The organism is Bradyrhizobium icense (genome assembly GCF_001693385.1).
Classification (GTDB): domain Bacteria; phylum Pseudomonadota; class Alphaproteobacteria; order Rhizobiales; family Xanthobacteraceae; genus Bradyrhizobium; species Bradyrhizobium icense.
This window is the reverse complement of the sequence record NZ_CP016428.1, coordinates 3,341,843-3,360,940: the sequence shown is the minus strand read 5'-3', so window position 1 is coordinate 3,360,940 and position 19,098 is coordinate 3,341,843. Positions and strand designations below refer to the sequence as shown.

Below are 19,098 nucleotides of genomic sequence, written 5' to 3'. Positions count from 1 at the left end.
GTTTGCCGGAGCTGATATTGGGTGACGAGCGCAACATCTTTCTTTCCACGATGAAGGCGACGCGCGGCGATCGCATGGCCGCGCTGACCGTGGTCGGCGTCTCGGCGGTGCTGTTCGCCTGCGCCGTGCCGTTCGCCGGCGTGCCGCTTGCCCCGGTCCCGGCATTCGTTGCGAGCTACCAGTCCGCACTGGCCATCAACGACCTGATCACTGCCGTCCTGCTGTTTTCGCAGTTCGCGATTTCCCGCTCGCGGGGGCTGCTGCTGCTCGCGAGCGGATATTTGTTCACGGCGATGGCGGCGATCGTCCACGCCCTCACCTTTCCGGGCCTGTTTGCACCCGGCGGGCTGCTCGGCGCGGGAACGCAGACCACCGTTTGGCTCTATATGGTCTGGCACGGCGTATTCCCGCTACTGGTGCTCGGCTATGCGCTGCTGAAGGCGACGGACAACGACAAGATGCGAAGCTCGACCGGTGCGGCAGTCGTTGCGAGCATCGTGGCGGTCAGTGTCGCGATGGCCGCATTCACCTGGCTCGTCACCGTCCAGCACGACCGTCTGCCGATCCTTCTGAGCGGCGGCCATTACACGCCCATCATGCTGGGGGTGGTCTCGACCGTATGGTGCCTGAGCTTCGCCGCATTGCTGGTGCTGTGGCTTCGCAGGCCGCATTTCGTTCTCGACGTCTGGCTGATGGTCGTGATGTGCGCCTGGCTGTTCGACATCGCCCTGTCGGCGATCCTGAACGTTGCGCGGTTCGATGTCGGCTTCTATCTCGGCCGCATCTACGGCCTCTGCGCCGCGAGTTTCGTGCTAGCCGTGCTGCTCGTCGACAACGTCGGCCTGCAAGCGAAGCTCGCGCGCCTGCTCGGAACATCGCGTACGGAAAGCAAGCGAACGGAGCAGGCGCTTGACCAGGAGATGGAAGAGCGGCGGCGCATATTCGAATCTTCGAACGACCTCATCCTGGTAAGCGATTCTGCGGGGAATTTGATCCAGGTCAGCCCGAGTGTCAGCGACATCCTCGGCTATCAGCCTTCGGAAATGGTCGGGCACAACGCGATCAAGTTCATCCACCCCGATGACCTCGAACACACCCGTAAGGAGATGCGGGCGGGGCGACGGGGACAAAGCAAGCGCAATTTCGAGACGCGCTATATCAGCAAGGAGGGCAAGTCAGTCGCGCTGAACTGGACCGGGACGTGGTCGGAGCCGGTCCGCCGCCATTTCTTCATCGGCCGCGACCTGACCGAAAAGCAGGCTGCGGAAGCCCAATTGCGGCATGTGCAGAAGATGGATGCGGTCGGCCAGCTCACAGGCGGCGTCGCGCACGACTTCAACAACATCCTGACCGTGATCACCGGCACCATCGGCATTCTGGAAGAAGCGGTCGCCGATCAGCCCCAGCTCGCCGCCGTCGCCAAGCTGATCGATGAGGCCGCCGAACGCGGGGCAAACCTGACCAAGCACCTGCTCGCCTTTGCGCGCAAGCAGCCGCTGCAGCCCGTCGAAGTCGACGTCAATGCGCTGGTGCTGGAGGCGGCCAAGCTGCTGCATCCGACCCTCGGCGAGCACATCGAAATCACGCCGCTGCTGGCCGAGGATGCATGGACCGCACTGGTCGATCCGAACCAGCTCAGCACGGCCGTGCTCAATCTGGCCATCAACGCACGCGACGCCATGCCCAATGGCGGCAAGCTCGCGCTGGAGACCAGTAATGTCGTCCTGGACGAAAGCTACGCGGGCATGCATAGCGAGGTCACGCCCGGCCATTACGTGATGATCGCGGTCAGCGACACCGGTTCAGGAATTCCGCCCGCGCTGCTCGAACGGGTATTCGAGCCCTTTTTCACGACCAAGGAAGTCGGAAGGGGCACCGGGCTCGGGCTGAGCATGGTGTTCGGCTTCGTCAAGCAGTCGGGCGGACATGTCAAGATCTACAGCGAGCAAGGCCACGGCACGACCGTCAGGGTCTATTTGCCGCGGGCAGCGGGATTGCAGCAGACTGCGGCTGAAGCGGTCTCGGCGAATATCGAAGGCGGCAGCGAAACCGTCCTCGTCGTCGAGGACGACGCGCTGGTACGGCGCTATGTGATCGCCCAGATCGAAAGCCTGGGCTACGCCACGCTGGAGGCGGCCAACGCTTCCGACGCCTTGCGCATCATCGACGAAGCCCCCACCATCGACCTGCTGTTCACCGACGTGATCATGCCCGGCACCATGAACGGCCGCCAACTGGTTGACGAGGCTTTGAAGCGCCGGCCTGACCTCAAAACGCTCTACACCTCTGGCTACACCGAAAACGCCATCGTCCATCACGGCCGGCTGGACTCGGGCGTGCTGCTGTTGGCAAAGCCCTATCGCAAATCCGAGCTCGCGCGGATGATCCGGCTGGCATTGGCCAGTTGAAGCAAGCGCCGCGGTTGATATATCCGTTGATGGAACGCCCCAGGCGGATACAGCTCCACGGACCGGCACTTTGAAAAACCTGCTCACCGATATTTCCGGCGTTCGCGTCGGCCACGCCCATGACGCTAGCGTCGCCTCCGGCGTCACCGCGATCCTGTTCGATTCTCCCGCCGTGGCCTCGATCGACGTGCGCGGCGGCGGCCCTGGCACCCGCGAGGACGCGCTGCTCAGCCCGGAAAGCACGGTCGAGGCGATCGACGGCATCGCGCTTGCCGGCGGCTCGGCGCTCGGGCTGGACGCCGCAGGCGGCGTGCAGGCCTGGCTTGCCGAACAAGGGCGCGGTTTTCGCATCCGTGACGCGGTCATTCCGATCGTGCCGGGCGCGATCTGTTTCGATCTGCTCAACGGCGGCAACAAGGCATGGGGACGCTTCCCACCCTATCGCGATCTCGGCTACGCTGCGGCCAATGCGGCGGCTGACGATTTCGCGCTGGGCAGCGTCGGCGCCGGCCTCGGCGCGACCACTGCCAATTTCAAGGGCGGCCTCGGCTCCGCTTCCGCGCAGACCGAAGGCGGCGTGACCGTCGGCGCGCTCGCGGTGGTCAATGCGGTCGGCAGCGTGACGGTCGGCGACGGCCCGTGGCTCTGGGCGGCGCCGTTCGAGAAGGACAATGAGTTTGGCGGGCACGGGTTGCCGCCTTCGTTCACGCCGGACATGCTGAGAGCGCGCCTCAAGGGCGGGCCGTTGGCGACGCCGTCCGAGAACACAACGCTGGTGGTCGTCGTCACCGATGCCGTGCTGACCAAACCGCAGGCCAGGCGGCTCGCGATGATCGCGCAAACCGGCATGGCGCGCGCCATCTATCCCGTGCATGCGCCGCTGGATGGTGACGTGGTGTTTGCCGCCGCGACCGGCAAGAAGCCGATCGAACCGCTGTTTGGCCTCACCGAACTCGGCATGGTGGCCGCCAACACGGTCGCCCGCGCGATCGCGCGCGGCGTTCATGCTGCAACCGCGCTGCCTTTTGCCGGCGCATTACCTGCCTGGAAAGATCGCTTTGGTTAGGCCGACCATCGGAAGTGACCTCGCCGGGTCTCGTGCTCAGGCGCTGACCGACAGCGAGGCGGCGGCCGCCGACGAAATCGCCTTGGCCTCGCGCTGGATCATCCGCTCGATGAAATTATAGGACGACGCTGCTGATGTGGACGAGCTTCCCGAGGCTGGCGAGGTCATCGTCACCTTCGAGCCGTCCGCATAGGTCAGCGACGTCGTCACCGAACCGTCGCCGTTGGTGACGGACGTGGTGGTGGCGCCCTGCCGTGCCTGTGAGACTGGATCGGAGCCCGATCCGTCGCTGTCGCTCGCCGCATCGCGATCGCGGTGATGGCCGTTGTCGGGCCGGAGCGCCGACGCCAGTTCCTTGAGGCTGACCGAGCCGTCGCCGTCCTGGTCGAGCTTGCCGAACACGCTGTCGGCCTGCGCGAGGTTGGTGCCGCCGGCACCGAGCGCCTCTTCGAATTCCGTCTTGCTGATCTTGCCGTCGCCGTCGCCATCGATCTGCCCGAACAGGTCCTTCAGCGCGGCGTGGCGGCTCTTGGATGCCATGGTCGATCCCGTCGAGGAGTGGCTTTGCGCGTCGAGCAGCGCGCTCATGGTTTCCGGCGATATCGGCGAGCCGGTGCCGCCCGAGCCCGAGCCTGACCTTGGACTGATCGAAGCCGACGCGTTCGCGGACATGAAGGCGAACGGGCTTGCCGAGTTCTGGCTGACGCCGGTGGATGGCGCTGATGACTTCGACGACGCGAGCGCCTTGAGGGCATCGATCGCCGATGACGCGGCGCCCAGAGCAAAGAACATGGCGGAACTCCAACAACGCCGCGCAGACGGCGGCCCACAGCTCGTGTACCGATTCCCTCAGCAAGGGCCGTGCCATGAGGAAAACCCAATAAAATCTGGCTTTTTCGTATTCCGTTCGATCGGCAAACCCGGCAATAGCTGCCCGCCGCGGCAGATTTTTCCGCCCACAGAGACGTCGGCGCCGCGCATTGCCCCGGGCCGTCCTGCATGTTACGCGGGGCCATTCCGCCCTCTCGCAAGCCTTTCGGGAAAACGCACATGTCCCAGCAATTTGCGTCACGTCCCCTCGTCATCGCGCCGTCGATCCTGGCGGCGGATTTCGCCAGGCTCGGAGAGGAAGTCCGCGCTGTGGACGCGGCCGGCGCCGACTGGATCCATCTCGACGTGATGGACGGGCATTTCGTGCCGAACATTTCCTACGGCCCCGACGTCATCAAGGCGATGCGCCCGCACACGAAGAAGATCTTTGATGCGCATCTGATGATCTCGCCCTGCGACCCCTATCTCGAAGCATTTGCAAAGGCCGGCTGCGATCACATCACGGTCCATGCCGAGGCCGGTCCGCATCTGCACCGCTCGCTGCAGGCAATCCGCGCGCTCGGCAAGAAGGCCGGCGTCTCGCTCAACCCGGGCACGCCGGCGAGTGCAATCGAATACGTCATCGACCTGATCGATCTGGTGCTTGTGATGTCGGTCAATCCCGGCTTCGGCGGCCAGGCCTTCATCAAGTCGGCGCTCGGCAAGGTCAGCGATGTCAGGGCGATGGCTGCGGGCCGTCCGATCGACATCGAGGTCGATGGCGGCGTCGGTCCAGATGTCGCTGGCCTTTTGGCCGCCGCCGGCGCCAATGCGCTGGTCGCGGGCTCGGCGGTGTTCAAGGGCGGTACCGTGGAAGCCTACAAGACCAACATATCCGCGATCCGCAACGCCGCGGCACTGGCGCGCGGCGAAGCGGTCTGACGCCGCCAGCCGGCACGAAAGCCACACCGTGCGTGCAGCGAGCCATGGAACCCTAAAGTCCACGCTGTGGCCACAAAGCTTGACGCATCTCGCCATAAATGCCGACCAGCATCCCGCCTTCCACGGACGGGACACAGATATGATCAAGGCCTTCACCACAGCCGCAATGCTCCTGGTACTCGCGCCCTCTGCCGCGCTTGCGCAGCGCGCAGGCGATGCGGCCCTCGGCGCCGTGGCCGGCGCCGTCGTGCTGGGCCCGATCGGGGCCGTCGCCGGCGCTTTCGTCGGCTATACGGCCGGGCCTTCGATATCGCGCTCGTGGGGACTGGAAGGCTCGCGCTCGTCGCGGCACCGCAGACATACCTCGAGGGACAGCGTGCGAGGCGCCAGAGCGGAAGCGATAGCCCCCGCATCCAATTCCGCCGGTCAGGCCGAACCGAGCGGCCGCGTCGCCAGCTATCCCGTGCCGAACCCGCCGCGCGCCGCCAAGACGCTGCCGCCCGTCCAGCCTCTCGAGTGAGCGCACGCGCCGTCTGATCGCGGCGTTACCTCTTGCCGCCGTGCTGCACCGGCGCCAAGGCCGACCGTGGCGGGCACACCACCGTTCCGGTGGCATGCGGCATCGGTCGTCCTAAGCGGCCGTAATCGCATTGACGTTCTCCGGCGCGAAGAACTCAGCAGGTGATATTGTTCCGGCATTCATCCGCGCGAACGCGTCCATAGCTCTCTGATTGCCGTGAATCGCGCCAAAGAGGTGCTGCATATCCGGCGGCGGCGGTTCCAGCGTCGCCAGCATGCAGGTGAATTCATACATTGCCGCCACCCTTGTATCCCGCGCGCGATGGTACTCGCTCATCGCCGCGTCGAACGGCTGCGCTCCCGAGAAGGCCCTGTCGAGCGCGACCGCGCAGAGCTCGGCGTCATGGAAGGCGTCCATGATTCCTTGTCCAGTGATGAAGTCCCGGTTGTAGCCCGCGTCGCCCACGAGCACCCAGCCGGGGCCGTAGGGCTTGCGAAAGTAGTTCGGCACCGCCGCACCGGCGAAGCGCGCTTCCCGCTTGGCTTCGCGCAGGCGGTCGGCGAACGCCGGCGCCAACGCGATGGTCTTCAGGTAATTCCCCGCGATGTCCTTCTTGCAATCGCCGAACCTTGCGTATGGCCAACCGACGATCACCATCGTCAGCCCGTCATGGGTTGGAGCGGCGGCAAATCCGGTCCCGTCACGGATATATTGCTCGAACTTGCCGACCATCGGCAGTCCGCTCCAGTAGGTGTAATACGCGACGAGCAGAATGGGTTTCTCGTCATAGTGCTCTGGCCGGACCGCTTCGGCCACGAACGAGTGTCTGCCGTCGGCGCCGACGACGATTTCAGCGCGCTCGGTGATAGGGCCGCCATGCTTCGAGCGGCCCTTGATGCCGACCGCCCGTCCGTCCTCGATCAAGATTTCATCCACGGCGAAGCCTTCGCGAACTTCCGCGCCGGACTGAGCCGCAGCATCGACGAGCAGCTTGTCGAGTGTCGTGCGGCGCGGACAGTACGCAACCGGCGCTTCGCTCGTGCCTGGCGCGCCCACAATCGTGAAAGGACCAAAGTCGAAAGCGTAGCTGTCGATCGGCGGGCACCCGGTCACAGTCAGACGATCGAGAAGGCCCCAACTGGACAGCGCACTTACGCCGAGGGGATGCAAGATGTGCGTAGAGACCGTGTCGCTCGGAAAAGTTGCGCGGTCGACCACGAGAACCCGATATCCTTTCCGGGCCAGCAGCATTGCGGTCGGCGATCCCGCGCAGCGGGCGCCCACTACGATTGCGTCGAATGCCTTGGTCATCGCGGCTCTCTCCTTGTGCTGACATCAGACGCGGGCTCGGCGCATCGCTGGTCCGCGGCGTATCCTGGTGGTGCTAGAGAGAAACGGGAGCCGGCGCTTCGGGATAACGCCCCAATCGGGACCTTGCAAACGTATGGGTGATCTTCCCCATTCGCGGGCGCCGTAGCTATGGCACGATCGCGACGTGTCGAAGCCGGCGGCAAGCCGCCAGGAAGGAGAAACGATATGAGCGATACATTCGAGGGGCGTTGTCTCTGCGGTGCCGTACGCTTCCGTGCGGCTGGGCGCCCGAAATGGGTCCTGTGGTGCCACTGTGACAGTTGCCGGCGCCATACCGGAGCGCCGGCATCCGTCTTCGTTGCCTTCGACGACTCCGCCGTCACCGTAACAAGCGGAGCGATCAGCAAGTACAATTCATCGCCGGGCGTGGAGCGCGGGTTCTGCGCAAGGTGCGGCTCGACCCTGACCTGCGCGAACCAGCGACGGCCCAATGAGACGCACTTTCATCTCGGCGCGTTCGAACAACCCGAGAAGCTCAAGCCCACGGGAGAGGCGGTTGCAGGCGAAAGGCTCCTGTGGTTGCACCCGGAAACCGTGTCCGGCTCGTCCGTTTGACCGTCCGAAGCTGACCCGAAGAAAACTTCGACCTTAATCTCAGTGTTCAGATCAGCTTGTGTCGGCACGCAAAGGCCGTCGCCGCGGCCCGCGAGGGGACGTCAAGCTTGGCGAGGATGTTGCTGACGTGCCGGTCGACCGTCTTCTCGCTTCGGGCGAGCCTGCCAGCAATCGCCTTGTTGGTTTCGCCGGCGGCGACCAGACGAAGAACATCAAGCTCACGCGGGGTCAGCCGATGCACATTGCTGGAAGCGACGCCCTTCGTCAGTGAGCGGATCTGCGCGAGATCGGGGCCGGCACCTAAACGCTCGAATATGGTCCGGGCCGCGTCGAATTCCAGATCGGCAGCGTCCTCGTCTCCGAGGGCGCGGCAGGCCTGTCCGATCAGCACGCGCACGCGCGCCGCTGCGTACGGCGCCGGGATCCCCTGCCACACCTCGAAGGCACGGCGCAGCGAACCGAGTGCGGCCCGCGCGTCCCCTTCGGCAAGGTCCACCGCTCCGCAGGCCTGCGCGGCAATTGCATCCGGCACGCGCGTATCGAAGCTCCGCGCAACGTCCTCCAGTTCTCGGCAGGCGTTGCGTGCGTCCTGAACGTCACCGGCGGCCAACGCGATCTCGATATAGGCGGGCAGCAAACCCATGCGTTTCAGGCGGCTCACCGTCGTGCCTGCGACGCGGCGAATGGCAATGGCGGCCGCGTCGGGGCGTCCCTGCACGAGGCGCAGCAACGCTAAGCCCGGCTGGGGCTCCAGGCCAAGCTGGCTCGCGCCTCGATACGCCTCTTCAGCCGCTGCAAACTCCCCTTTCAGACGATGGACCTCTGCCTGCTGGTAGAGCGCTCCGGCGGCAGCCCGCCGGTCGAAATCCTGCGACCGCGCGCAGGCGCGCCGTGCTTCCTCGATCGCCTCAGCCCAGGCGCCCTGCAACTGCAGGATCTCCGCGCGATGCACTTGGCAAACCCCGGCGAAGGCGACCATATCGGGCTGGCCCTCGCACCACCGCGCCAGGGCGCCTGTCCATTCGCGGGCTCGGTCGAGTGCGTATACCTGCTGACAGGCCGCGATCACGCTGCAATACATCAAGCCAGTCACCAGCGGCGATAGCTCTCCAGCAGTGACCATGACCATGGTCTCATCCAAGAGCGCGAGTCCGGCTCCGAGCTGCGCCTGCTGCAGTCGTATGCGGCCCTGCTGGTGGCGGGCACAGGCGACGAGGTCCGGGTCGCCACAGCGCTCGCCGACTGCGGCGGCCTCGGCTGCAGCGACGAACGCGGCCTCGTACTCTCCAGATTCGAGGCGTTGCTCGACGATCGGCAGCAGCAAATAGCCCCGCTCGGCGCATTCGCGCGTGTCACGCTCCAGCAAACGTTCAGCACGGGAAAACCAGCCGCTCGCACGGCCCATCTCGCCGCGCATCAGCAGGCGAAAGCCGAGCCAGAACGCGCAACGGACGGCGCGAAGGCGCCGGGGAGTATCCCGGTGCGCATTGTAGGCCCGTTCGAGCGCCTTGAGATAATCCTCGTCCCGGCCAACCAAATATGCGGCCATCGCCAGCAGTTCGAGAGCCTCGGCAGTTAACGAGGTTTCCTGGTCGGCGCGCAAGAATGCCTGGTAAGCGTCGGCCCAAGCGCGCTGTCGATAATGTTCACGGGCCAGCTCGAGGTCACCGGATTTGTTGGCACCTCCGCGCTTCTGCTGGCCCGGACGCTGCTTCATGCGTTTGCTCCAGTCCCAAGAGATAAGGGGACCCATGAGATTTTGCCAAAGCATCATATGCGGAACAGTCGACAGGCAGTATGCCTTTCGCGCGGGTAGATTTCCGATGGGAACAGAATTGAGCAGATATCTGCTGGACAACGTCGGATTGCAGCTTCTTGCGCATCCGGCGCCGCTCAATCAGAGCCGAATGTCCGTTGCTCGAATGTGTCCGCCTTGGGTCCAATGGGCGACATCGCTGACTGCTTGAAATGGAAGGATCGTCAGCGCTTGCGCGGCGCTTCCAGCCCCATGAGCAGCAATGCCAGGAGTGCATCGATCCGCGCCGGAGCACCCGGCTCGTTCCATTCCTCGGCATGGGCTGGATGGTGGAAGCGGCTGGTGGCGTCGAAAATGGCGCGCGCCGTCACCTTGACGTCGGCGACCTGGAACTCGCCCTGCTTCACTCCGTCGGACAGGATCAGGACAATCTGATCGACCAGGCAGTCCTTGTGACAGTTCACGGCCTTGCAGGCCTCGCGCGCCAGCGTGAGGTAAGTCGCAAACATCTCGGGGTCGTCGCCGAGCCGCTTGTGCTTCATCGAAAACATCGTGCGCAGCCACTTATCCAACCGCGCCGGTGCCGAGCCGGAGCTTTCAGCGATCTTCAGGAGCGGCGCGCTGAGACGATCAAGCCAGCGCTTGGCCACCGCCTCGCGCAGCGAGGCCTTGCTGGGGAAATGGCGGTAGACGCTGCCGTGGCTGACATCCAGCGCACGGGCCACGTCCACCACCGTTGCCTTGGCCAGCCCGTAGCGCCGCAATACGTCCTCGGTGACCTCCAGGATCCGTTCGGGGGTCAAAACCACGACTTCGTTCATGCGCACACCTGCGTAACGATGGGACGGGCGGTCATTCTAATCCCCTTGTAAATCCCTTGGCGGATTAATGTTTCACCGGTTCCAGCCGCTCGGCCTGGGCGGCCAGATGGCGGGCGACGATCTGATTGAGCCAGCGCTGGATTTGGGCGGTGAGATGGATGAGATGGGCAGTCATGGCGTAGTCCTTTGCAAGTCCCCGGCCTCAGGGCCAACGAGGCGGGCGACGCCCAGTAGCGGCGTCGGCAATGGATGTAGCATGTCTCGCTGACAGATTTCAATATCTGTCAGTCAATAACCCGTGATCGACCGACCTTTCCGAGGGCCTCCCTCCCCCCGACCTGGAGCCTACTGCTCGTCCTTGGGCGGCATCCGCGGCGGGAGCAGCGGTGTAAACGACACGCCGTCGCCGTCGCGGGGCGCGGCCAATCCCCAGCCCGTGGAGGCGTCGCCTCCCGAAGTATCGATGATCGCTGTGGGCATGATGTACTCCCGGGCGGCCTCAAGAAGGCTGCCCCCGCCATCGCCAAAATCGGCGGCGCGGCCGCCCTGCGGACGGCCAGCGGCGATCTCACTGGCAGCCTTGTCGGTCTTTTGCGCGAGCTTGTCGCTATAGGGAACGCGGAACGCCCGGGGCACGCCGCTTGGCCGATTGCCGTCGTCGAGCGCCTCGACCCAGAGATAGATCGAGCCTGGGTCGCCCTCCAGCGAGTGCGGCTCCACGATCCGGGCCTGCAACAGCTTGAAACTTGCGGGCAGGCTGTCGATGCTGGCCCACCCCAACAGGCCGCGCACGCCCATGAAGCTCGCAATGTAGAACGCGCTCGTCACCACCACGGCGACCGCCTTGGCCGACCAGGGCAAGCGCGCATAGACCAGGACAATCAGCAACAGCGCGCCGATCAGCGCGTAACTAAGAGAGAGCGTCAGGACGACGGATTGCAGGTTACTCACGGCGCGGCATCCTGACACCGGTTTTCGGATCGAGATCCGCACCATTGGCACGGACGTTGCGGAACGTCTCCATCAGCGACTTTTGCCGCTGCTGGACGTCGACCACCTTGCCTTCGGCATCGAGCCAGAACCGCAGCGCGGTTTTTTCCTCGCCGGTGTGGACGAGCGTCAGCTTGTTGTCGAAGATCACCTGCGCAGTCGGATTGAGTTTTTGGACTTTCACGCTCACCGCGACGGGCTGCCCGGTCGTCGCCTGAAAGTGCGAGACGTTGACGGTGTATTCGCCGGCGACGATGCCGCGCACGGTGACGATCTCTTCGCGGATCGGCGACGCGATCTTCTTGCCGTTGACGACAATGGAATTGTTGGCGCCGCCGCGGTCGTCACGGTCGAGTGTGAGGAATCCGGCTTCGCGATGACGATACCATGCGATGTTGCCGGCAGGATCCTGCACGAACAGGTCGAGATCGTCAGGATGATTGTCCGGCCAGTCCATCGTGATGATGAACTCGGCCTTGGAATCGATTTTGCCGTCCTTCGCGTCCGGCGAGACCGCGAGCAGCGCCAGGAAGAACAGGAACGCAATCACCTGCAGCGCCTTGAACAGCATGACGCCGAGCGGATCGAAGGCCTCCTCGCGCGGATAGAGACCGAAATCATCCATCATGCCGGCGTTCCAAGATGGCGTTCCAGCGCCGGGGTGACGTGCGTCTCGGTCAGCATGACGGCATCGGAAAACACCCGCTGGGTCGCGGCATCCAGCATGTAGTACTGGATCTTCACGAGGATGGAGCCGATCAGGCCGGCTAGCGTCGTGTACATGGCCACGGCCATGCCATCGCTCATCAGGCCCATCGATGATTTCATCGCCACCTTGTCGGCCGCATCGAGGGTAGCAATCGGCGCCAGCATGATGATGAAGCCGATGATGGTGCCGAGCAGCCCAAGCTTCATCAGCGTGTCGGACACGAATGCGCCAAATCCGTTGGAGCCCCGCAGCCGGTCGGCGAGCGAGCGGAGCAGCAGCGTCTGGTCGATGCGCCCGGCAGCCTGCGCCCTCGCCTTCTGCGCGAGGCTGCGGATGTGATCCGTCACCAGCCCGCCCGGTAGCGCCCGCGCATCCTCGTCCAGCCCCCTTGCGCCGCCCGGGACCGACAGGATCGCGCGGCAGCGTCGCGCGACCTCGCCTTCATGCGCGATCGCGCGCGTCCGCCAAAAGCAATGGAAGCACGTAACGATATAGAGGACGGCAATGACGCTCGAAATGTAGGTGCGGTCTGAAATGATCATCAGATGGAGCAACCCGTATCGCCACAACAGCACCACGGCGAAAACCGAGAGCCCGGTAAAAATCATCCACAACAGGAGAACGCTGCGTTCCGACGTATCTGCGCTGGATGATGCGGTCTCGGCGCCAACCGTTGCACTCATGCTGCGTCAGCTCCCTGGAAAAGTGCGCCTCGGCCCAAAGGCCGCCTGCGATTAGGCCCTTTAGCTTTGATAGATCAGCGGTCATGGCCGCGTCCAAAGACATATGCCCACGGTTGGTTGGGAAATTTTCCCAAATTGGACCTCACGGCCCGGCTTGCAATTGGCACGAATTGGCGGTGCTGTTACGCTTGTCCGCACGTTCGGGAGTGATCGCATGCGCCTCGTGCTTCAGCTCGTCGCCCGCCTGTTTGTCGTGGTCATTCTGTGCCTGGGAGCGGCAACCGTCTGGGCGACGATCGACGCCCATCGCAGCGTCGATCGAGCCACGGCCGCTTCCGCCGAGCGTGTCTCGGTGGCGCTTGAAGCGCTCTACTGGCGCGAATTGCTGTTGCGCAGCAACAGGATGCGCGAGCAACTGCTGCCGACGCCGGAATGGCGTACGATCGAAACGATGGCGCTGATCTCTCCGGGCATATGCGTCCGGTTCGAGCCCGCAGGCGCGTTCGAGAAGCCGCTTTGCGGTCAGAACAAGGGAATCGGCCAATCTCCGCCGCGCTGGTTCGCGGCCACCGTACAGACGCTGCTTGGGGATCACCCTGCGATCGTGCGACCGATCAGCACGCGAACGGCCAACGCAGGCAGCGTCTCGGCCGCCGCCGATCCAAATGCCGCCATCGCACTCGCCTGGCAGCACATCCTCGACAACATCCACGTCGCCCTGCTGATGGCGGTGGCAATCGCGTTGCTTGCCTCACTCGCGATTGCGCATACGCTTGCGCCGGCGCAGCAAATCGTCGCCGCGCTGCAGCGGATGGCACGTGGGCAATACAGCACGTCGCTGCCCCGCTTCCGATCGATGGACCTTGCCATGATCGGACAGGCCGTCGGCGATCTCGGCGACCGCCTCGCGCAGTCCATGGATGAACGCGCCGCGCTGACGCGGCGCCTGCTCGAAATCCGCAGCGACGAGCGGCGGGCGCTCGCCCGTGAACTGCATGACGAATTCGGACAGAACCTGACGGCGATCCTCGCGTTTGCCAACACGATCGAAACGACCAGCGCGCGGGAAAAGGACAAGAGCGAGGTCGCGCAGGACGCGCGGATGATCTCGCAAGCCACCCATCGCATCATGGCGTGCCTGCGCGACACGTTGAACCGCTTGCGCCATCCGCCCGCCGAGGAGCTCGGGCTCGAAGCCTGCCTCGTCGATCTCGTCGATAGCTGGCGCTCGCGGAACGCGACGCAGCCGATGATCCAGCTCGATCTCAAGGGCGATCTCGCCGACGTCCGCGGCGCCGTCGCTGCGACTGCCTATCGGGTCGCCCAGGAGTGCCTGACCAATTCCTTGCGGCACAGTTCGGCACGGGTGATCGTGCTGCGGATCGAGCGGCGCACTGGCGCGGAAAACGCGCTGCTGGTCCACGTCGAGGACGACGGCGGCGGCGATGCTGCCAAAGTGGCCTGCTCTCCCGGCTTCGGCCTGACCGGCATTCGCGAGAGGGTCGCCGCGCTTGGCGGCTCACTGTCGATCGCGGATGCGAACCGCGGAGTGAGCGTGGCCGCCACGATCCCGCTTGCAGCCTGATGACCACGTCGCAGACCAAAGGCATTTCGATCCTGCTTGTCGACGACCATCCCGTGGTCCGGCAAGGCTACCGGCGCGTGCTGGAGCATCAGGACGATTTCGAGGTGGTGGCCGAGGCCGACAACGCCGCAGAGGCCTACCGCGCGTTCAAGGCGCATGCTCCAGATGTGGTGGTCATGGACATATCGATGCCGGGTGCCAGCGGGCTTGAGGCAATCAGAAACATTCGCGCCCGCTCGTCCGACACGCGCATTCTCGTCTTCAGCATGCACTGCGAGGCGACCCAGGTGAAAGCCGCCTTCAATGCCGGCGCGAACGGCTATGTCACGAAGGGCTCCGACCCATCGGCGCTGATCCGGGCGATCCGTTCGCTTGTCCGCGGCGAACAGGCGATGAGCGACGACATCGCCCGCGTGCTGGCGCTGGAAAGCCTCTCCCCCTCGGGATCGGCGCTCGATCAACTCGGAGAACGGGAAATCGAGATCCTCAGGCAATTGGCCGCCGGCGCGACCACCGAGCAGATCGCCTCAAACCTCAATCTCAGCATCAAGACCGTGCAGAACTACCACTATCTTATCAAGACCAAGACCGGCATGCGGACGGACGCGCAGCTTGTCCGCCTGGCCGTGGAATGCGGGCTGGCCAGTCTGTAGCGGCGGCGCGGGCGATTTTTCGTCCGGCTAGGCCCTTGCAAAGGCCCGGTTTTCCCCGCTCGCGGCCGCCGTACGGGTGGCCTCCACGGGCCCGATTTGCTAAAGCACGGCGTAAAAACAAATCGGCCGGGAGCCGCCTCGCGCGCCTCGCTTGCCCGTTTCGGAGTTGTCGATGATCCCCCGCTATACCCGCCCGGAAATGGCCTCCATCTGGGAGCCGCAGACGCGTTTCAAGATCTGGTTCGAGATCGAGGCGCATGCCGCTGACGCCCAGGCCGAGCTCGGCGTGATCCCCAAGGAGGCGGCGAAGACGATCTGGGCCAAGGCCAAGCACGCGACCTTCAACGTGGAGCGGATCGACGAGATCGAGCGCGAGACCAAGCATGACGTGATCGCCTTCCTGACCCATCTGGCCGAAATTGTCGGCCCCGAGGCCCGCTTCGTGCACCAGGGCATGACCTCCTCCGACGTGCTCGACACCTGCCTCAACGTGCAGCTCACCCGCGCCGCCGACCTCTTGATATCAGACCTCGACAAGGTGCTGGCCGCGCTGAAGAAGCGCGCCTTCGAGCACAAGATGACGCCGACCATCGGCCGCTCCCACGGCATCCACGCCGAGCCGGTGACGTTCGGGCTCAAGCTCGCTTATGCCTATGCGGAGTTCTCCCGTGCCCGCGAGCGCCTGGTCGCCGCCCGCAAGGAAGTCGCGACCTGCGCGATTTCGGGCGCCGTTGGCACTTTTGCCCAGATCGACCCGCGCGTCGAAGAGCACGTAGCCAAGGCGATGGGGCTGGAGCCGGAGCCGATCTCCACGCAAGTGATCCCGCGCGACCGGCATGCGATGTATTTTGCGACGCTTGGCGTGATCGCCTCTTCCGTCGAGCGGCTCGCCATCGAAATCCGCCATCTGCAGCGCACTGAGGTATTGGAAGCCGAAGAGTTCTTCTCCGAGGGCCAGAAGGGCTCGTCGGCCATGCCGCACAAGCGCAACCCGGTGCTGTCGGAGAATCTCACCGGCCTGTCGCGCATGGTGCGCGCTTATGCGATGCCGGCGATGGAAAACGTGGCGCTTTGGCACGAGCGCGACATCTCGCACTCCTCGGCCGAGCGCATGATCGGGCCGGACGCCACCGTGACGCTCGATTTCGCCTTGATGCGCCTTGCCGGCCTGATCGAGAAGCTCCTGATCTATCCCGCCAACATGCAGAAGAACCTCGACCGCCTCGGTGGTCTCGTGCATTCGCAGCGGCTTCTGATCGCGCTGACGCAGAAGGGCGCCAGCCGCGAGGACGCCTACAAATACGTCCAGCGCAACGCCATGCCGGTCTGGCGCGGCGAAGGCGACTTCCAGACGCTGCTGAAGAAAGACCCCGACGTGAAGAAGCACCTCTCCGATGCCGAAATCGAGGAGCAGTTCGACCTCGGCTATCACTTCAAGCACGTCGATACGATTTTCAGGCGCGTGTTCGGCGAGAGCTGATTACGCACCCATCGGAACGCTTGACGTCATCTCTCGGTCTGCAGCAACCCAACCGCGAGATATCGGAAAGCCTCGACAGCTTTTGCAAAGACGGCGTGCGGATCGTCGGCTGCGGCAATCCAGAGCGAAGCGTTGAGCGCCGCTCCATTGATGAGCCGCGCGGCAGCTTCCGCATCCATCGGCCTCACCGTTCCTTCGTCGATAAGCGCCTGGATCGTTTGCGTGGTCGCGCGAAGACACGCAGTCTGATTGGGCCATAGCGATGGATCGCCGAGCACGGCCGGCCCGTCCAGCAGCATGATGCGCTGGATCTCCGGCTCCAGCGCCATCTCGATATAGGCGACGCCCTCGGCGAGAAAACCGAGCCACCGGGTCTCCGCCTGATTTTGTGCAGCGCGCATTCGCGCCACCATTTCGGCGTCGATCTGGCCGATCACGGCCTGCAGCAGACCCTTCTTGTCGCCGAAGTTGTGATAGAGCGCACCGCGCGTCAGGCCGGCCTCGGCGGTTAAATCGTCCATCGACGCCGCCGCATAGCCTTTGGTCGCGAAAGCCTTACGGGCGGCCTGGATCAGCTTGGCCCGGGTTTCCTCCACCATCTGTGCGCGTCGCTTCGCGGCCACCGCCATCTCCGCAAATCACATACGCTCCGTATGCTAGTTGACATACGCCGCGTATGTAACCTATAGAAACATACGGAGCGTATGTCAATTTATCGCTCGAGTAGGATGCGAACAGCCGGACCCGGGAGGTCTGGTTTGCCTTTGAACAGGAGTGACGTCATGGCCAAACGCGATGCAATCTTCCCCGCCGGCCGGCAGGCGCTGTACGAGATCAACCGTTATTCGGCGGCGATCCGCTCGGGCGACCTCCTGTTCGTCTCGGGCCAAGTCGGCAGCCGCGATGACGGGTCGCCGGAGCCGGTCTTCGAAAAGCAGGTCCAGCTTGCCTTCGACAATCTCTCGGCCGTGCTGAAGTCTGCCGGTTGCACGTTCGACGACGTCGTTGACGTGACCACGTTCCACACCGATCCGGCCACGCAGTGGGAAGCGGTCAACGCAGTTCGCCTGAAGGAGATCGGTGAGCCGCCCTATCCGAACTGGACCGCGGTGGGCGTGAACTGGCTGGCGGGCTTCGATTTTGAAATCAAGGTCATCGCGCGCCTTCCTCAGTCCACCTGACCGATTGGCGGCGGGCGTCCCCGCTTGTAGGGCGTTCTGGGTGGCCGAACCAGCAGTTTTCCGGCCTTGCCAAGCCGAATTAAATGGTTCCAACTCGTCGCAACCGCCGTCGATAACCTCCACGACCCCCGCCGGCACCCTCGAAGCAACCTAACGGTAACCGCAAATCGGCTAAGGTCGCAGCGTGTCATCTTCGCCGAAAATCCTCGTCTTCGACTCCGGCCTTGGCGGCCTCTCGGTCCTGCGCGAGATCGTCCGCATGCGGCCCGACGCGCATTACGTCTATGTCGCCGACGACGCGTTCTTTCCCTACGGCCATCACGGCGAGGAAGAGATCATCGCCCGCGTGGTGCCGCTGGTCGGCGAGTTGATCGCCCGCCACGCCCCGGTCCTGGTGGTGATCGCCTGCAACACCGCGTCCACGCTCGTGATGTCGCATCTGCGCAACGCCTATAGCGTGCCGTTCGTCGGCACCGTGCCGGCGATCAAGCCGGCCTGCGCCAGTTCGAAGACCAAGCGCGTGTCGGTGCTCGGCACCAAGGGCACCGTCAAGCGCGAATACACCAGGCGGCTGATCGATGATTTCGCGCAAGGCTGCGAAGTGACGCTAGTGGGATCGGCCGAGCTCGCCTCGCTTGCCGAATCCGCCCTCAGCGGCAACGACGTGCGCGACGAGGATATCGCGGCGGAGCTTGCCCCCTGCTTTGTCGGAAACGGCGATGTCCGCACCGACACCGTCGTGCTGGCCTGCACCCATTATCCGCTGTTGCTCGACCGCATGACCAAGCTCGCGCCGTGGCCGGTCGACTGGATCGATCCGGCCCCCGCCATCGCCCGCCGCGTGTCCGACCTGCTCGGGTCTCCAGGCCGGGAAAGCAATGAGGCCGGAGCCGAGATGATATTTACCTCCCAGCGGCCGCACACGCTGAGCCAGGCGCTGATGCCGTTCTTCGGCGGCCGCGTGCCGGCGTAAAGCGCTCGCCGATCATCAGACGCGTAACTATTGCCTCTGCGTATTGGTGGCTAGTCAAGGCGCGGCACGGCTGCAACAGAACCGTGCCGGCTCTCGCACGTCGGATGAAATTTTTTATGTCGTTCCAAGGCCGGCCTTGGCGCATTGCTCGTCCTGGTCGCCGGTGACGCCACTCACGCCCACGCCGCCAGTGACTTTGCCGTCGACCATGATCGGCACTCCGCCAGGCGAGGCGAAGACACCGGGAAGTGTGGCCGTGGCCGGCCCGCCCTTGTTGATCGCCTCCATGAAGACGCGCGTCGGGCGCCGATAGGTCGCCGCGGCCCTCGCCTTGCCGACGGCGATGTCCATGCTGGCCGTTTGCGTGTTGTCCATGCGCTCGAAGTACACAAGGAATCCGTGATTATCGACCACAGCGACAGCCACGTTCCATCCGTTCTTCTGGCATTCGGCGAGTACGCCGGCTGCAATCTTCTTCGCGCCCGCGGCATTGACCGCGGTGCCGTAATCAGGGCGCTTGTCCTGAGCGGATGCGCCAGCGGTAAGGGCGGCGAGTGCGGCGGCGACTAGAATTGTCCTCATCTTCTCCTCCCTA

General features: G+C 64.4%; 19 protein-coding genes. 10 read left to right on the top strand and 9 right to left on the bottom strand.

Going from position 1 to position 19,098, the window contains the following annotated elements; all coding sequences use genetic code 11:
* Window positions 1-50: 50 nt before the first annotated feature.
* Both LMTR13_RS15650 and LMTR13_RS15645 read left to right on the top strand, forming a co-directional pair.
* Window positions 51-2,408 (top strand): MASE4 domain-containing protein, encoded by a 2,358-nt coding sequence (locus LMTR13_RS15650; protein WP_197521159.1) that lies wholly within the window; start codon window positions 51-53, stop codon window positions 2,406-2,408.
* 70 nt (window positions 2,409-2,478) lie between these two features.
* Window positions 2,479-3,474, top strand: coding sequence for a P1 family peptidase (locus LMTR13_RS15645; RefSeq protein ID WP_065728651.1), 996 nt, complete (start codon window positions 2,479-2,481; stop codon window positions 3,472-3,474).
* Window positions 3,475-3,510: 36 nt separating this feature from the next.
* Here the strand turns inward: LMTR13_RS15645 and LMTR13_RS15640 are convergent, their stop codons facing one another.
* Window positions 3,511-4,266 (bottom strand): EF-hand domain-containing protein, encoded by a 756-nt coding sequence (locus LMTR13_RS15640; RefSeq protein ID WP_065728650.1) that lies wholly within the window; start codon window positions 4,264-4,266, stop codon window positions 3,511-3,513.
* 258 nt (window positions 4,267-4,524) lie between these two features.
* On the opposite strand from LMTR13_RS15640, the gene rpe reads away from it, so the two are divergent.
* Together rpe and LMTR13_RS15630 are read left to right on the top strand one after the other, a co-directional pair.
* A complete protein-coding gene (rpe, locus tag LMTR13_RS15635) occupies window positions 4,525-5,226 on the top strand; it encodes a ribulose-phosphate 3-epimerase (protein WP_065728649.1) in 702 nt (233 codons plus the stop codon).
* A gap of 139 nt (window positions 5,227-5,365) precedes the next feature.
* On the top strand, window positions 5,366-5,746 hold the full coding sequence (locus LMTR13_RS15630; protein ID WP_065728648.1) for a hypothetical protein: 381 nt from the start codon (window positions 5,366-5,368) through the stop codon (window positions 5,744-5,746).
* 111 nt (window positions 5,747-5,857) lie between these two features.
* Here LMTR13_RS15630 and LMTR13_RS15625 read toward each other — a convergent pair whose 3' ends face one another.
* Window positions 5,858-7,057 (bottom strand): NAD(P)/FAD-dependent oxidoreductase, encoded by a 1,200-nt coding sequence (locus LMTR13_RS15625; RefSeq protein WP_065728647.1) that lies wholly within the window; start codon window positions 7,055-7,057, stop codon window positions 5,858-5,860.
* 168 nt (window positions 7,058-7,225) lie between these two features.
* Here LMTR13_RS15625 and LMTR13_RS43685 point away from each other — a divergent pair, with 168 nt between their 5' ends.
* The gene (locus tag LMTR13_RS43685) at window positions 7,226-7,672 is read left to right on the top strand and encodes a GFA family protein (protein ID WP_083219064.1); all 447 of its coding nucleotides are present in this window, start codon (window positions 7,226-7,228) and stop codon (window positions 7,670-7,672) included.
* Window positions 7,673-7,718: 46 nt separating this feature from the next.
* On the opposite strand, the gene LMTR13_RS15620 is transcribed toward LMTR13_RS43685, so the two are convergent.
* The 5 genes from LMTR13_RS15620 to LMTR13_RS15600 all read right to left on the bottom strand — a co-directional run bounded on the left by LMTR13_RS15620 (window position 7,719) and on the right by LMTR13_RS15600 (window position 12,631).
* Window positions 7,719-9,389, bottom strand: a complete 1,671-nt coding sequence (locus LMTR13_RS15620) for a response regulator transcription factor (protein ID WP_065728646.1) — start codon at window positions 9,387-9,389, stop codon at window positions 7,719-7,721.
* Window positions 9,390-9,652: 263 nt separating this feature from the next.
* A complete protein-coding gene (locus LMTR13_RS15615) occupies window positions 9,653-10,249 on the bottom strand; it encodes a TetR/AcrR family transcriptional regulator (RefSeq protein ID WP_065728645.1) in 597 nt (198 codons plus the stop codon).
* A gap of 345 nt (window positions 10,250-10,594) precedes the next feature.
* Window positions 10,595-11,200 (bottom strand): hypothetical protein, encoded by a 606-nt coding sequence (locus LMTR13_RS15610; RefSeq protein ID WP_065728644.1) that lies wholly within the window; start codon window positions 11,198-11,200, stop codon window positions 10,595-10,597.
* Window positions 11,193-11,867, bottom strand: coding sequence for a hypothetical protein (locus LMTR13_RS15605; protein WP_065728643.1), 675 nt, complete (start codon window positions 11,865-11,867; stop codon window positions 11,193-11,195). Before LMTR13_RS15605 ends, LMTR13_RS15610 begins: the two co-directional genes overlap by 8 nt.
* On the bottom strand, window positions 11,864-12,631 hold the full coding sequence (locus LMTR13_RS15600) for a MotA/TolQ/ExbB proton channel family protein (protein WP_065728642.1): 768 nt from the start codon (window positions 12,629-12,631) through the stop codon (window positions 11,864-11,866). Before LMTR13_RS15600 ends, LMTR13_RS15605 begins: the two co-directional genes overlap by 4 nt.
* A gap of 214 nt (window positions 12,632-12,845) precedes the next feature.
* Here LMTR13_RS15600 and LMTR13_RS15595 point away from each other — a divergent pair, with 214 nt between their 5' ends.
* From LMTR13_RS15595 to purB, 3 genes are all read left to right on the top strand, one after another.
* Complete coding sequence (locus tag LMTR13_RS15595; RefSeq protein ID WP_065728641.1) at window positions 12,846-14,216, top strand: sensor histidine kinase; 1,371 nt, start codon at window positions 12,846-12,848, stop codon at window positions 14,214-14,216.
* Window positions 14,216-14,869, top strand: coding sequence for a response regulator (locus LMTR13_RS15590; protein WP_065728640.1), 654 nt, complete (start codon window positions 14,216-14,218; stop codon window positions 14,867-14,869). The genes LMTR13_RS15595 and LMTR13_RS15590 overlap by 1 nt, the downstream gene beginning before the upstream one ends.
* Window positions 14,870-15,041: 172 nt before the next feature.
* A complete protein-coding gene (gene purB, locus LMTR13_RS15585; RefSeq protein WP_065728639.1) occupies window positions 15,042-16,349 on the top strand; it encodes an adenylosuccinate lyase in 1,308 nt (435 codons plus the stop codon).
* A 26-nt stretch (window positions 16,350-16,375) separates the two neighbouring features.
* Here the strand turns inward: purB and LMTR13_RS15580 are convergent, their stop codons facing one another.
* Complete coding sequence (locus tag LMTR13_RS15580) at window positions 16,376-16,972, bottom strand: TetR/AcrR family transcriptional regulator (RefSeq protein WP_065732721.1); 597 nt, start codon at window positions 16,970-16,972, stop codon at window positions 16,376-16,378.
* A 159-nt stretch (window positions 16,973-17,131) separates the two neighbouring features.
* Here LMTR13_RS15580 and LMTR13_RS15575 point away from each other — a divergent pair, with 159 nt between their 5' ends.
* Window positions 17,132-17,530: a RidA family protein gene (locus LMTR13_RS15575; protein WP_065728638.1), complete on the top strand. Its 399-nt coding sequence runs from the start codon at window positions 17,132-17,134 to the stop codon at window positions 17,528-17,530.
* A 184-nt stretch (window positions 17,531-17,714) separates the two neighbouring features.
* On the top strand, window positions 17,715-18,503 hold the full coding sequence (gene murI, locus LMTR13_RS15570; RefSeq protein WP_065728637.1) for a glutamate racemase: 789 nt from the start codon (window positions 17,715-17,717) through the stop codon (window positions 18,501-18,503).
* Between the two features lie 114 nt (window positions 18,504-18,617).
* Here murI and LMTR13_RS15565 read toward each other — a convergent pair whose 3' ends face one another.
* On the bottom strand, window positions 18,618-19,085 hold the full coding sequence (locus tag LMTR13_RS15565; protein WP_065728636.1) for a GlcG/HbpS family heme-binding protein: 468 nt from the start codon (window positions 19,083-19,085) through the stop codon (window positions 18,618-18,620).
* Window positions 19,086-19,098 lie beyond the last annotated feature (13 nt).

Bases quoted from the DNA above. Each gene is read 5' to 3' on its own strand.
- LMTR13_RS43685 (WP_083219064.1), top strand. From the start codon at position 7,226: ATGGCACGATCGCGACGTGTCGAAGCCGGCGGCAAGCCGCCAGGAAGG.
- LMTR13_RS15575 (WP_065728638.1), top strand. From the start codon at position 17,132: ATGGCCAAACGCGATGCAATCTTCCCCGCCGGCCGGCAGGCGCTGTAC.
- LMTR13_RS15630 (WP_065728648.1), top strand. From the start codon at position 5,366: ATGATCAAGGCCTTCACCACAGCCGCAATGCTCCTGGTACTCGCGCCC.
- LMTR13_RS15600 (WP_065728642.1), bottom strand. From the start codon at position 12,631: ATGAGTGCAACGGTTGGCGCCGAGACCGCATCATCCAGCGCAGATACG.
- LMTR13_RS15590 (WP_065728640.1), top strand. From the start codon at position 14,216: ATGACCACGTCGCAGACCAAAGGCATTTCGATCCTGCTTGTCGACGAC.
- rpe (WP_065728649.1), top strand. From the start codon at position 4,525: ATGTCCCAGCAATTTGCGTCACGTCCCCTCGTCATCGCGCCGTCGATC.
- LMTR13_RS15615 (WP_065728645.1), bottom strand. From the start codon at position 10,249: ATGAACGAAGTCGTGGTTTTGACCCCCGAACGGATCCTGGAGGTCACC.
- LMTR13_RS15605 (WP_065728643.1), bottom strand. From the start codon at position 11,867: ATGATGGATGATTTCGGTCTCTATCCGCGCGAGGAGGCCTTCGATCCG.
- LMTR13_RS15565 (WP_065728636.1), bottom strand. From the start codon at position 19,085: ATGAGGACAATTCTAGTCGCCGCCGCACTCGCCGCCCTTACCGCTGGC.
- LMTR13_RS15650 (WP_197521159.1), top strand. From the start codon at position 51: ATGAAGGCGACGCGCGGCGATCGCATGGCCGCGCTGACCGTGGTCGGC.
- LMTR13_RS15620 (WP_065728646.1), bottom strand. From the start codon at position 9,389: ATGAAGCAGCGTCCGGGCCAGCAGAAGCGCGGAGGTGCCAACAAATCC.
- LMTR13_RS15595 (WP_065728641.1), top strand. From the start codon at position 12,846: ATGCGCCTCGTGCTTCAGCTCGTCGCCCGCCTGTTTGTCGTGGTCATT.
- LMTR13_RS15640 (WP_065728650.1), bottom strand. From the start codon at position 4,266: ATGTTCTTTGCTCTGGGCGCCGCGTCATCGGCGATCGATGCCCTCAAG.
- purB (WP_065728639.1), top strand. From the start codon at position 15,042: ATGATCCCCCGCTATACCCGCCCGGAAATGGCCTCCATCTGGGAGCCG.
- LMTR13_RS15625 (WP_065728647.1), bottom strand. From the start codon at position 7,057: ATGACCAAGGCATTCGACGCAATCGTAGTGGGCGCCCGCTGCGCGGGA.